The organism is Chryseobacterium soldanellicola, from assembly GCF_900100115.1.
Lineage (GTDB): Bacteria > Bacteroidota > Bacteroidia > Flavobacteriales > Weeksellaceae > Chryseobacterium > Chryseobacterium soldanellicola.
On the sequence record NZ_FNKL01000001.1, the window covers coordinates 433,680 to 445,757 of the forward strand.

Annotated in this window: 14 protein-coding genes; 6 read left to right on the plus strand and 8 right to left on the minus strand. The window is 34.0% G+C overall.

Going from position 1 to position 12,078, the window contains the following annotated elements; genetic code table 11:
* Window positions 1–14 precede the first annotated feature (14 nt).
* On the minus strand, window positions 15–1,070 hold the full coding sequence (locus BLT04_RS01860) for a glucokinase (protein ID WP_089753116.1): 1,056 nt from the start codon (window positions 1,068–1,070) through the stop codon (window positions 15–17).
* Between the two features lie 113 nt (window positions 1,071–1,183).
* Window positions 1,184–1,747: a hypothetical protein gene (locus BLT04_RS01865; RefSeq protein ID WP_089753118.1), complete on the minus strand. Its 564-nt coding sequence runs from the start codon at window positions 1,745–1,747 to the stop codon at window positions 1,184–1,186.
* Between the two features lie 284 nt (window positions 1,748–2,031).
* Here BLT04_RS01865 and BLT04_RS01870 point away from each other — a divergent pair, with 284 nt between their 5' ends.
* Both BLT04_RS01870 and BLT04_RS01875 read left to right on the plus strand, forming a co-directional pair.
* The gene (locus BLT04_RS01870) at window positions 2,032–3,411 is read left to right on the plus strand and encodes a DUF1800 domain-containing protein (protein WP_089753120.1); all 1,380 of its coding nucleotides are present in this window, start codon (window positions 2,032–2,034) and stop codon (window positions 3,409–3,411) included.
* A gap of 88 nt (window positions 3,412–3,499) precedes the next feature.
* A complete protein-coding gene (locus tag BLT04_RS01875) occupies window positions 3,500–4,684 on the plus strand; it encodes a DUF1501 domain-containing protein (protein WP_089753122.1) in 1,185 nt (394 codons plus the stop codon).
* Between the two features lie 60 nt (window positions 4,685–4,744).
* Here the strand turns inward: BLT04_RS01875 and BLT04_RS18835 are convergent, their stop codons facing one another.
* The 3 genes from BLT04_RS18835 to BLT04_RS01885 form a co-directional block, all read right to left on the minus strand.
* Window positions 4,745–4,882 (minus strand): hypothetical protein, encoded by a 138-nt coding sequence (locus BLT04_RS18835; RefSeq protein ID WP_170828410.1) that lies wholly within the window; start codon window positions 4,880–4,882, stop codon window positions 4,745–4,747.
* Window positions 4,883–4,932: 50 nt separating this feature from the next.
* Window positions 4,933–5,961, minus strand: a complete 1,029-nt coding sequence (locus tag BLT04_RS01880) for a helix-turn-helix transcriptional regulator (protein WP_089753124.1) — start codon at window positions 5,959–5,961, stop codon at window positions 4,933–4,935.
* A 183-nt stretch (window positions 5,962–6,144) separates the two neighbouring features.
* A complete protein-coding gene (locus BLT04_RS01885) occupies window positions 6,145–6,477 on the minus strand; it encodes a HopJ type III effector protein (RefSeq protein ID WP_089753126.1) in 333 nt (110 codons plus the stop codon).
* Between the two features lie 98 nt (window positions 6,478–6,575).
* Here BLT04_RS01885 and BLT04_RS01890 point away from each other — a divergent pair, with 98 nt between their 5' ends.
* From BLT04_RS01890 to BLT04_RS01900, 3 genes are all read left to right on the plus strand, one after another.
* Complete coding sequence (locus BLT04_RS01890; protein ID WP_089754190.1) at window positions 6,576–7,958, plus strand: RtcB family protein; 1,383 nt, start codon at window positions 6,576–6,578, stop codon at window positions 7,956–7,958.
* Window positions 7,959–8,144: 186 nt separating this feature from the next.
* On the plus strand, window positions 8,145–8,894 hold the full coding sequence (locus BLT04_RS01895; protein ID WP_089753128.1) for a nucleotidyltransferase domain-containing protein: 750 nt from the start codon (window positions 8,145–8,147) through the stop codon (window positions 8,892–8,894).
* 82 nt (window positions 8,895–8,976) lie between these two features.
* Entirely contained in the window at window positions 8,977–9,585 is a 609-nt protein-coding gene (locus BLT04_RS01900) for an AAA family ATPase (RefSeq protein WP_089753130.1), read from the plus strand.
* Between the two features lie 78 nt (window positions 9,586–9,663).
* On the opposite strand, the gene BLT04_RS01905 is transcribed toward BLT04_RS01900, so the two are convergent.
* A complete protein-coding gene (locus BLT04_RS01905) occupies window positions 9,664–10,515 on the minus strand; it encodes a hypothetical protein (protein WP_089753132.1) in 852 nt (283 codons plus the stop codon).
* Between BLT04_RS01905 and BLT04_RS01910 the strand changes: the two genes are divergently transcribed.
* A complete protein-coding gene (locus tag BLT04_RS01910; RefSeq protein ID WP_228421888.1) occupies window positions 10,490–10,918 on the plus strand; it encodes a hypothetical protein in 429 nt (142 codons plus the stop codon). The two genes, BLT04_RS01905 and BLT04_RS01910, sit on opposite strands and share 26 nt — an antisense overlap.
* A 59-nt stretch (window positions 10,919–10,977) precedes the next feature.
* On the opposite strand, the gene BLT04_RS01915 is transcribed toward BLT04_RS01910, so the two are convergent.
* Both BLT04_RS01915 and BLT04_RS01920 read right to left on the minus strand, forming a co-directional pair.
* A complete protein-coding gene (locus tag BLT04_RS01915; RefSeq protein ID WP_089753134.1) occupies window positions 10,978–11,331 on the minus strand; it encodes a hypothetical protein in 354 nt (117 codons plus the stop codon).
* A 134-nt stretch (window positions 11,332–11,465) separates the two neighbouring features.
* Window positions 11,466–11,897 carry a cold shock domain-containing protein gene (locus BLT04_RS01920; protein WP_089753136.1) on the minus strand — a complete coding sequence of 144 codons (432 nt, stop codon included), beginning with the start codon at window positions 11,895–11,897 and terminating at the stop codon, window positions 11,466–11,468.
* Window positions 11,898–12,078 lie beyond the last annotated feature (181 nt).

The following is a 12,078-nucleotide window of genomic DNA, read 5'->3' on the forward strand; positions in this document are numbered from 1 at the left end:
CTTCGGAGCTTTTTTTATTCTTGATAATAAGCAGTATAGAGTGCTACACCATTTAATCCCGTACTATCTGTCCTGATGAGATAGATTGGGGTATTTCTCAGCATATCTTCCATTTTATCGCTTATCTTATACTTTTCGTAAAACTTATCTTTATTAATATAAGCTCTCATCATCTGAGGAATATCTCCTGAAATCAATAAACCTCCTGTTGCCTTAAGCTTCAAAGTAAGGTTATTTGCCTCTCTTGCCAAAAATTCAAGGAAAGTATCCAAAGCTATCTTACAGATCAGCACATCGTCTTCTACAGCAGCTCTGTAAAGTTCCTGTGCGAAGTTTCCGTTGGCATTTGAGAAACGTTCTGCCAGCCATTCCGGCTCCGGATGTCTTTTTACGTCTCTTAAAAATCTATAGATATTGAATAATCCTGTTTTTGAAAGTACATTTTCCCAGCTTACAATTCCGTAAATGTTGTTTAAGAATTGATAAAACTCAACCTCAACATTTGTTCTTGGTGAGAATTCTGAGTGTCCTCCTTCCGTTGCGAAAGGTCTAAGGAATTTACCGTCAAAGAAATATCCTGCTTCTCCCAAACCATTTCCAGGCGCAAGGATGGCTACATTTCCTTTTTCAAGATGGCCGCTTGTATAGATCGGATCAAGATCGCTGTCTTCCAGCAATCCCATTCCGTAGGCAGAGGCTTCAAGGTCATTAAGCATTTCTACTCTTTCAAACCCAAAATCTCTTTTGAAATCTTCTACATCAAGATTCCAGCCAAGTCTTGCGGGATTACTTTTCCCTTGAAGAACCGGTCCCGGAACTGCCATTCCCAAACGTTTCACATTCTCAATCTGATTTTCGTCGATAAATTTTTTCAACATCTCAGAAAAAGAAGAATGCTCTTTGGTAGGATAATTTTTTTGTACTTTTATTTCAAGACCACCATTTCCGGATATAAAATATGCCAGAGTGGAAATATCTTCACGAAGGTTTGCCCCGATGATAGAAACATTGTCATTATTACCGTTCTTCACTCCCGGTAAATAAAGCGGAAATTTTGGATTTAAGTTCATAATCGCAAATTTTATCAAATATAATAATTGTTTTCGGAAATTATACAGGGAAAGAAAAAACCTTTTCACTTTTTTGAAAAGGTTTGGCTAATAATTGTTTATATTAAATTTAACTACTTCCCTAATGGAATATTGTAAGAGAATCCGACACCAATGTTCCCCACATTGTAGTCCTGATTTGGCAAATCACCTTTATCTCCTACGAATACTTTCTGATACTGCACAAAGAAATTCCAGTCTCTGTTGTGATATCCGATTTCCGGCTTGATGTAGAAACCGCCGTCCGGTCTGTCAACCGTGCTGTTGGCAGCTACTTTATCATCACCCACAAGAAAACCATATCCTAAGTCAGTCCCGAAATAAAAACCGGTCTGTTTTGGATAAATTCTGATCAAAGCACCTACAGGAACCACTCCAACGTCATTATTATCATATCCGTTGGCACTTTTCCCGAAGTAATGAGTGTAACCAGTCGCAATACCTAGCCCAAATCCGGGTGTGATAAGGTTTTGATACGCAACATCTACACCAACCGAAGCAGAAACGTTATCCGAAGGAACCGCCAAACCAGCATTTGCCCCCACCTTAATCATATTGTTCATCTGTGCACTTTGAGCGCTCACTACGCCTGCCGTTAAAATTCCGGCCAGCAAGATTGCTTGTTTAAACATTTTCATAACTCTGATTTTTAAATTTTACTATGTGATTAGATGTAAAAATCATGCCAACAAAGGCTATTTCTCTCATTTTAACATTCATAATATTCACAAAATAATGAATATCAATTAATTAAATTAACTTCAATTTTAAATGTCTGTTTAAAAAATAAGAGTCTAGATTTTTAGATATTAGAAGTTAGATATTTACTAAAGACCATCTATCAACGGCAATATTAATAATTGTTAATCCGTTTTAATTTTAACCTTCTTTCCTAATTTGCATCAAAAATAAAAATTCGGGTATGATGAATTCTTCATTGATAAATAATAAGCATCTCCTTTGGCGGGCGGGTTTCGGGCCGGGAATCAACCAATTTGCAGATCTGGAAAATAGAGACAAAAAAGCTTTACTTAATGAATTATTTAAAGAAGAACCCTTTGTGGAAGTCAATTATGACACTCCGGATGTCGAAACCATTGATTATATGAATGACAAAAGCCCGGCAGAAAAGCGAAAGGAAATCCAAAAGATCAACAGAGATCAAAATAATGAATTAAACCTTAATTTTCTCGACAGAATGGTTAACAGCAAAGATCAGCTGAGAGAAAAAATGGCCTTTTTCTGGCATGGGCATTTTGCATCAAGAGTTCAGAATCCGAAATTCAACAGACAGATTTTAAATGTCATCAGGAAAAATTCTTTAGGCAATTTTAAAGATCTTCTTTTTGCAGTAAGCCAGGCTCCCGCAATGCTTAATTTTTTGAATAATCAACAGAATAAAAAAGATCATCCCAACGAAAATTTTGCCCGTGAAGTCATGGAACTTTTCACCATGGGACGCGGAAATTACACTGAAAAAGACATCCGGGAAGGCGCCCGAGCTTTTACAGGATGGGGTTACGATAAAGAAGGAAATTTTGTAGAGCGAGTAAAACAGCATGATGAAGACATAAAAACATTTCTCGGAAAAACAGGAAATTTTACAGGAACCGACGCTTTAAATATTATTCTTGAACAAAAAGCCACTGCCAAGTTTATCACAACTAAAATTTATAAATTTTTCGTCAATGAAAATGTTGATGAAAATATAGTCAATAAATTAAGCGAAAACTTCTACCAATCAAATTACGATATTAAAAAACTGATGAATGAAATTTTTTCAAGCCCATGGTTTTACGACAAAAAAAATATCGGCAAAAAAATAAAATCCCCCATAGAATTGATGGTCGGAATGATGCGAACGCTCCCCATGAATATTCAAAATCCTGAAAATCTCATCGTTTATCAGAAATTATTGGGGCAAATGCTGCTTTATCCACCCAATGTCGCGGGCTGGCCGAACGGAAAATCATGGATTGACAGCTCGACTTTAATGCTGAGGCTGCAAATTCCACAAATTTGGTCGGGTTTACGGCCTTTAGAATACACGCCTCGACAAGACGACGATATCGATATGGGAATGAAATCGCGCGAAACCGCTTTAAATAAATCTTTTAAAAATCCAAATATCACGATCGACTGGGCACGTGTTGAAAAGACGTTAAGCAATAAAAAAGTTGAGGATTATTTAATTCAAACCCAAAATTCTTTGGATATGAATACGGTCAACAATTTTTCAGATAAAAGCGTGAAAATGAATGTCATCAATCTGATGTCAACCCCTGAATATCAGTTAATGTAGATTGAGGGATTAGATTTTAGGGCTTAGGATTTAGACTAAAGCTATCCTAAAACTATCAACTAATCCTTTAATACTAAAACCTAAGATTATGCTAATTAAAAGAAGAGAATTCCTCAAAATAAGTTCATTGGCTACCGCATCGCTTTTGATGCCTAATTTCCTGAAATCAATGACTTTAGACGAAGCTTTGGAGCCAGGCCGAAAAATACTTGTAGTGCTGCAGTTTACAGGTGGAAATGATGGTTTAAATACCATTATTCCTACAAAAAATGATATTTATTTTAAAGAAAGAAATAAAATTGCGATAACCGATTCTTTACCCTTGAATGATGAAGCGGGGATCAATCCTGCGCTCTCCTATTTCAAGGAACTTTTTGACAACGGAGAACTTTCAGTTATGAATAATGTCGGCTATCCGAATCCTGATAAATCCCATTTCAGAAGCATGGATATCTGGCATTCCGCAAGTAAAAGCGACGAATATTTGGAAACCGGCTGGTTGGGTCGTTTTCTGGATGAAGAATGCTACAGATGTGATCATCCGACGCAGGCTTTGGAAGTTGATGATATGCTAAGTTTAGCTTTAAAAGGTGAAAATAATAAAGCATTTGCCTTTAAAGATCCCAAAAGATTATATCAAACCAGTCAGGAAAAGTATTTCAAATCATTGTACGACCATCATCATGATGATGAAACGGTTTCCTATTTGTACCAGACTTTAGGCTCAACAATCAATAATGCAGACTATATTTTTGAAAAAAGTAAAGCAAAAAAGAGCGAACAAACCTATCCTAATTCTCAGTTGGGAAAAGATTTCAAAACTGTTGCATCGTTGATAAAATCTGATATTAACACGCAGGTTTATTATCTTTCGGTAGGAAGTTTTGATACTCATGTCAATCAAAATGAAAGGCAGCAAAAATTGTTTAATGACATTAATGAAGCCGTAAAATCTTTCGTCGCCGATATGAAAAGTAATGGGCTTTTTGAAGATATTTTATTGATGACTTTCTCGGAATTTGGCCGCCGCGTTGCCCAAAATGCCAGCAACGGAACCGATCACGGAACTGCCAATCAGATGTTTTTCGTGAGTGGCGGATTAAAAAAGAAAGGCCTTTTAAACCAACTTCCTGATTTACAGAATCTGAATGAAGGAGATTTAATTTATACCGAAGATTTCCGAAAAGTATATGCTACCATTCTTAAAAACTGGCTAAAAGCGGATTCTTCTAAAGTCCTCGGCTGGAAAAACGGAATTTACGACTTTGTATAATATAAAAGAGACTGTTGCAGATTGAACAGTCTCTTTTTATAATTTCAAATTTAAACTACTTTAATTAGATGCGGGAAGCTGCTTGGGTTCAGTTTCCGGTTGTTTTTTATCCAATTTTTCTGATATTTTTTTAATAACAAATTCTATTACTAAAGGTGCCAAAACGGCAATTACTGTTTTTAATATTCTTGATTTCATAATGTTGGATTTGGAATAACAATTACAATTTTTAAGCCACAAGACAAAAATTATGAATTATTTTCATCATCAGGAATGACTAAATTTTGATAATTACGGCTTCCGGATTTAAATTTTTCCTCCATTCTCAAACGCAATTTTCTGGGTTTATGAACGATCAGGCAGTCTCCAAAGCCTAGCAAGAGCCTTTCCAGTTCATAATTGATCTGAACACAAATTTTGAAAACCGTTCCTTCTTGCGTTTCACTTACGATTTCCTGGCTTTTATGCAAAGGCTTGGTTTTGACATAAGGCGCATTAGAAGAATCGACAAAAAAAATGACATTTCGCGGCGCCATTGTTTCTGAAACGGTAACACCGACAATATCTTTAAAATATTCGTCACCATCCAGATTTTTGTCAATATATTTTATTTTTTCTTCAATCTGAATGTTTTCCATTCTATCTAAAGCCAAATTGTATATTTTTCCTTTATAAAGACAGATAAGAAACCAACGGTTATTAAATTCCTTCAGCAATTGCGGATGCACTACAAAATTGTTTGATTCTCTTGCCGTAAAACTTTTATAAAGAATATGTAAAACTTTTTTGTTTAAAATCGCATCATATAGAATATCAATATATTCCAACCCTTTCAGCTGCTCATTTTTATCTAAATGAATGATCGATTTCTGATTGGTCGCATGAATAGAATCCTCTAATTTCTGAATCACGCCATTCATCTCTTTAAACATTGAAAAATCCTTGAATTGCTTTAAAATCTGTACCGCATTATTCATCGCCTTCAGATCATTTTCATTGACAGAAATATTATGAATACTGTAATTCGGATCGCTGTATCGGTAAAATTTTTTGTTGTAAACCTCAATCGGAGCCTCATACCCGAATTTTTCACTGCGCATATTCTGCAGGTCAAGTTGCACGGTTCGTTTGCTTACAAAGGATTCTTTGCCTTCAAATTCAAACAAAGCTTCGGAACATTCATCGATCATATCTTCCAACGTGTATTGCCGATATTTGTTTTTAAGGCATTTATCTAAGGTCTTGTAGCGGATAAGAGCGTTTTTGTTGGAGGACATACAGTGAGGTTAAGTTTAAGATTGAGGCAAGAAAATTCCCTTTGGAGAGGTGGCGAGATTCGTGAATTTTTGATTGGGTGGTTAAAAAGTAAGAGCCATTTTGTCATTCCGTTACAATTAATCGCTTAGATTCCTACGGAATGACAAAATTGTGATTAGTTTGACGATTTGTTTCCACGAAAATTATTTTCTCTTCAAAGCTTCACCTTCAAAAGAAATCCCGTCCCAGCCGAATTCGATGAAGTTTCTGATGTTTTGATGATCTGTTCCTTCAGGATTTTTCAAAACGTCTTCTCTATAAAAATCTCCAAAAAGATGTAAAACCTCTTCTTTAGATAGGGCATTCAACTTTCCAAAACTGAAAACTTTGCAAGAACCATTATTTTGATCTGCTTCATTTACCGTAGTTCCGTTGGTGAATTTTGTCGGAGTAAAATCATAATGTTCATCAATAAAAGCAATAACATCTTTAAACTGAATTTCCTCCGCTGATTTTTCTAATTGTTCAAATAACATTCTAAATATTTTCATCAAAAATAATTAAAATAATTTTATCTACGCAAAAACATTGCATACTTGTATTATTACTTTGCATCAACAAAATGAAAAAACATATGGAATTTAACGGAAATAACTTAATAGAATTAGGCTACAGATCAGCAAAATGGTTCAAAGAAGCCATCAATTATATCAACGAAAATAATTTAGATGAAAATCAAATTACTGCCTATTTGGAGAAATTTAAACAACCAGAATTGATTCCGCTTTATGAAAAGCCGAAAGATTTTATCATCAACATCAGAGCTGAACACGAAAGCGAAAATGATAACGTGGAAAAAGTAATCAATACGATGAAAGTTTTGATGAAAACTCCAACTTTGATTGAAGGCGCAATCATGCCTGATGCGTGTCCGACAGGTCCTGAAGGTCATATTCCTGTTGGTGGAGTTGTTGTGGCGAAAAATGCCATTCACCCCGGATTTCATAGCGCAGATATCTGTTGTTCGGTAATGCTGACCGATTTTGGAAAAGCTGATCCTAAAGAAGTTTTGGATACAGCACATTCAATTACGCACTTTGGATACGGAGGAAGACCGAGAGGTGAGCAAATGGAAATGTCTCAGGAATTAATGGATGCTTTCAGAAAAAATGATTTTTTGAATGATGAAAAATTAATCAGCATCGCGCGTTCGCATATGGGAACTCAGGGAGATGGAAATCATTTCCTGTTCGTCGGAATTTCAAAAAATACGGGAAATACCATGTTGGTAACGCACCACGGATCAAGAGCTCCGGGAGCCGCATTATACGATAAAGGAATGAAAGTCGCGAATAGATTCAGACAGGAAATTTCTCCTGAAACATTAAGAGAAAACGCCTGGATTCCGTACGAAACAGAAGAAGGAAAATCCTATTGGGTAGCCTTGCAATTGATAAGAACCTGGACAAAAGAAAACCATACTTCTATTCACGATGCGGTTTTACATAAAATGAATATCAAAAAAGAAGATCGATACTGGAACGAACATAATTTCGTATTCAAGGATGGGGATTTGTTTTACCATGCAAAAGGGGCGACTCCGCTTGATGATAAATTTATGCCTGATATTACGGGACCAAGATTGATTCCGTTGAATATGTCAGAACCTGTTTTGATCGTTCAGGGAAAAACCAATGAGAGAAATCTTGGTTTTGCGCCACATGGAGCAGGAAGAAATTTCAGCAGAACGCAGCATAAAAAATCACTGGCTCATAAAACCATTGAAGAAGTTTTTGAAGAAGAAACCAAAGGATTAGATATCCGTTTTTTCTCGAATGAAATTGATATTTCCGAGCTTCCGACCGCTTATAAAAGCGCCAAAAACGTGAGAGCGCAGATTGAAGAATACGGACTTTGTGAAGTGTTGGATGAAGTGATGCCTTACGGATGTATTATGGCTGGGGATGTTCAGAAGAATGCGCCTTGGAAGAAAAAGAAGAAATTTAGAAAAGCATAGTTTGTTTTTATTGAAAGACATTATTTCAAATTATGTGCTTTTAATATCCATCCACTTTGTCATTCCGAAGGAATCTAAATATAGTTTAATAATAAGAGTTTAGATTCCTTCAGAATGACAAAGTTTATGCTTAAGGTTTAAAAGTAAACGAAAAAAACAGCGTTTTATAATTAAAAAACAAAAAAAATGACACCTAAAATATTAGAAAAATTAAAAGAAATAGAGGCAGAAAGAAACATAGAAATACTTCTTGCCGTAGAATCAGGAAGCCGAGCCTGGGGTTTTGCGTCTCCTGACAGCGATTACGACATACGTTTTATCTATCGACACGAAAAAGACTGGTATCTGTCGCCGTGGGATAAAGATGAAACGATAGAATTCATGACCGAAGATGATCTGGACGGTTCCGGATGGGACTTGCGAAAGACTTTTCACCTCTTATTAAAGTCGAATGCGGCTTTATTGAGTTGGTTCTACTCTCCTATCGTTTATGTGAAAAACGAAAAGTTTTATGAACTTTTTAAACCTTTAGCAGATTCCTGTTTTTCTCCGATAGCGGTTTCTTACCATTATCTGAGCATGAGCAAAAAATATCTCGAAACCTGCAGAACCGATGAAGTAAAACTGAAAAGTTATTTCTACTGCCTTCGAACGGCTTTGACAGGAAAATGGATAGCAGAAAAAGGAACTGTTCCGCCAGTTTTGTTCAGTGAATTGTTGGTTTTAGTCGATGATTTTACAAGAACGAAAATAGAAAATCTTGTTGCCTTAAAAGCTACAAAAGGAGAATCTTATGAGCATGCAAATGATTGGGAACTTTTTGGATTTTTAGAGGAGATGGTGAGAGATAATGAGGAGAGAGCGAAAAGTTTATCAGCGGGAAAGACTGACAAAAATGAGATGGAGAGGGTTTTTAGGGAGATATTAGCAATATAAATTGAGCGATTACGGAAATCCGTAGTCGTTTTTAGGTACATTCACATTATATTTACCATAAACTAATAACAATCTTCAACTTATGATAACAAGAATTAAACTCAATCAAGTTGCTTCCTATAAAAATCCGGTTGAGATAAACGATCTTAAAAAGGTGAATTTCTTTTTTGGAAATAATGGTTCTGGAAAGTCAACAATTGCTCGTCTATTTTACAACCTTTCTCAAAATGAAGTTGTTTCAAGTCCCTTCAATAATTGCTCGATTGATGGATTTAATCGAAGTGAAGAAGAAATAATTGTATTTGATTCCGACTTTGTACAAAATAGCTTTTACATCAAAACTGAATTATCTGGAATTTTTTCATTGGATGAAAAGAACGAAGAAATTGATGAAAATATAAAAAATGAATATCTAATATTACAAAACATTGAAAAATCAATTTTAGATAAAGATGAAGAAAAACAAAAGCTTGAAGTTTCAAAAAATCATGATTATGAGAATATTTTAAATGAATGTTGGACATATAATAAACAATTTCAGGAAAACTTTAACAAAATAAAATTAAAAGGGAAAAGAGAATCTTTTTATGAAAAGCTTGTTGAAATAAGTGAAACAGAACATTCTTCAAAAAATATAAATTATATTTCTGAAAAATATAAAAAATACTATTTATATAATCGCCAAAACTAATTGTAAAGATTAATCTAAGCGAAATGTAAAGAAAAAACACACACGCACATAAAAAAAAGCCTTTAAAAAGGCTTTTTTTTATTTCTTCTTAATCGGTTCTTTTGGTACTTCTTTATGAATATATTTATCTGCAAAAGCATCAATTTGTTTCTTTTTTTGCCTTATATCTTCAATCTCATATCTGTTCGGTTCGACATTCATTTCATTCAAATTGCCTTTATTAATAACTGTAACAACATCATTATTTTTATTTAAAACAAAGATATATTGAGAAGTTTCTCCAATAAATTTATGCTTATTATCTCCTGTATATATCTTATCGGTTTTTATAACCTTAGAACTGTAACTGTTACTAACGTCAGAAGCTTCTGAATAGCCCCAATAACAGTAAGATCCCAGCAAAATAATAAAAAGCATTACGCCTAAAACAGATGAAAAAGTTTTATCGGATTCTCGATTTTCTTTAGGTATTATTTTGTAAGTACCATAAATTAAATTAGGTAATAAGATCAGTAAAAAATAAAACTTATCATCAAAAATATAAATACCTGCAACCATTGTAATAAACAGCAGAATAAATGTGTAGAAAGGTCTTACTTTTTCAACCGAATATTTAAAATAACGATCAACACGTTTCTTTTTTTGTTCAGTCATTCTGTCGTATTTATTTTTATTTTTCGCTCTCGTTAAAAACTTTGCTGAAAACAAATCGTAAATAATATCCAAAGTCACATTAATTAAACAAAATATAACTGCTGACTTTAAAACATTACCTATTGATTGAAAAATAATATCAGTTAAAGCAACATAGTATTGTATTTTAATATCAAAATATTGATAATAGCAATACTGGTAACTAAACCCAAGTATATAAAACAGTAAAATTATTGCAGATAAATGTTCGGTGTATTCCTTAAAATATTTTTTCATAAAGTTTATAAAATTCTTTACTGCAAAGGTACAAATTAAGTATTTTCATTTTAGTTTTGCTTATTTAGTAAACTGGATTTCCGAAAGAAATGAAGACCGCTACAACGTTAATCAGAACCACGGACAAAACTACGACAGCAAAAATATGATGCACACGATTCGTCTTTTGCAGTCTTGTGAACAGATTTTCAAAACCGGTTTGCTGAACATTCGGGTAGAAAACCGGGATGAATTATTAGACATCAAAGCCGGAAACTGGCCGTATGAAGCCGTCATGCAAAAAGCGGAAGATCTGATACAGTCTATCGAGCATTATCACGCTGTTTCCACGCTTCCGGATTTTCCTGATGTGGAGAAAACAACGAAAATTTTGATTGAAATCAGAGAGAATTTATATCATTAAAACATTGTAAAACCACTGAAAATTTCGGTGGTTTTTTATTAATTAAAAATTACAATCTATTATTTATTTTTCTTTAAAATATAGTAAATCGCCTGATCTTTTTCATCATTAGTCGTATATGCAAATTGGAAGGCATATCCGTTGGCAGACATAAAATTAAGGGCATCCATCATAGAATTGAATTTGATATTTCTTCCTCTTTCGTCTTTAATACTTGTTCCGTTTTTAAAAGAAATGGATTTTGTTTCCTGCCCGAAATCAATTTCCACATTTACTTTTGTGCTTAAAGAACGCCCGGTTCCGATGATCTGTACATAATCTACGTCAATATCTTTCAGGGGAACATCATTTACGGTTTGAGCGAATGTAAAAGCAGAAAAGCTAAGAAGCGACAAGAGCAACAGTTTTTTCATATGTTTTTTTGTTTAAATATAAATAAATTTATGAAAATAGATAGAAGAATGAATTGCATAAAAAAAGCCCCTTTCTAGGAGCTTTTTCTATATTTTTTAATGTTTCCTGAAAACGTATCTCCAGAAACATTTGATTATTTGATTAATTTAATACCTACTGCAGAAAAACCTTTAGGAGATTTTTCCTTTTCAAATGATACCTTATTACCTTTTTTAATCTCGTCAATACAGTTATTGGTGTGAAAGAAAAGATTTTCCTTCGTTTTATCTTCTGTGATAAATCCATAACCTTTGTCGCTAAAAAATGTAACGATCCCGGATTTTACAACTTCTTCAGCCTCAATAGGAGCTGCCCCAAGCTGTATTTCTTCAGGATTGATTTCATAAGCAACATTATCAGGAGGTGTCGTCGTGAGCTGACCGTTTGAGTCTACATACATAAACATTTCGTCAAGACTTTTTCCTTTGTCATTGCTTGATTTGCGCTCTTCACGACGCATTACTTTTTCCTTTTGTTTTTGAACTTTTTTCTTAAAATTTTCTTTTTTAGAGAAAGAATCCGCCATATATTTTTTAAAATTTAATTGTTTCTGAAGTTATTTTACTTTAAAGATAGGTAATAAAACCTTACAATGAATACCTCTTTATAAAAAGAGATGCAAAGTTTCTTAATTGCTTTTATTTGTCTGAGTTGATTGTTCAGAGAACTGAAAAAAATTGAAAACTGAGAAAATTGTATTCTAAATA

What these genes read in the sequence shown, in the direction of transcription:
- BLT04_RS01860 (WP_089753116.1), bottom strand. Translation starts at nt 1,070, where the DNA reads ATGAACTTAAATCCAAAATTTCCGCTTTATTTACCGGGAGTGAAGAAC.
- BLT04_RS01865 (WP_089753118.1), bottom strand. Translation starts at nt 1,747, where the DNA reads ATGAAAATGTTTAAACAAGCAATCTTGCTGGCCGGAATTTTAACGGCA.
- BLT04_RS01870 (WP_089753120.1), top strand. Translation starts at nt 2,032, where the DNA reads ATGATGAATTCTTCATTGATAAATAATAAGCATCTCCTTTGGCGGGCG.
- BLT04_RS01875 (WP_089753122.1), top strand. Translation starts at nt 3,500, where the DNA reads ATGCTAATTAAAAGAAGAGAATTCCTCAAAATAAGTTCATTGGCTACC.
- BLT04_RS18835 (WP_170828410.1), bottom strand. Translation starts at nt 4,882, where the DNA reads ATGAAATCAAGAATATTAAAAACAGTAATTGCCGTTTTGGCACCTTTA.
- BLT04_RS01880 (WP_089753124.1), bottom strand. Translation starts at nt 5,961, where the DNA reads ATGTCCTCCAACAAAAACGCTCTTATCCGCTACAAGACCTTAGATAAA.
- BLT04_RS01885 (WP_089753126.1), bottom strand. Translation starts at nt 6,477, where the DNA reads ATGTTATTTGAACAATTAGAAAAATCAGCGGAGGAAATTCAGTTTAAA.
- BLT04_RS01890 (WP_089754190.1), top strand. Translation starts at nt 6,576, where the DNA reads ATGGAATTTAACGGAAATAACTTAATAGAATTAGGCTACAGATCAGCA.
- BLT04_RS01895 (WP_089753128.1), top strand. Translation starts at nt 8,145, where the DNA reads ATGACACCTAAAATATTAGAAAAATTAAAAGAAATAGAGGCAGAAAGA.
- BLT04_RS01900 (WP_089753130.1), top strand. Translation starts at nt 8,977, where the DNA reads ATGATAACAAGAATTAAACTCAATCAAGTTGCTTCCTATAAAAATCCG.
- BLT04_RS01905 (WP_089753132.1), bottom strand. Translation starts at nt 10,515, where the DNA reads ATGAAAAAATATTTTAAGGAATACACCGAACATTTATCTGCAATAATT.
- BLT04_RS01915 (WP_089753134.1), bottom strand. Translation starts at nt 11,331, where the DNA reads ATGAAAAAACTGTTGCTCTTGTCGCTTCTTAGCTTTTCTGCTTTTACA.
- BLT04_RS01920 (WP_089753136.1), bottom strand. Translation starts at nt 11,897, where the DNA reads ATGGCGGATTCTTTCTCTAAAAAAGAAAATTTTAAGAAAAAAGTTCAA.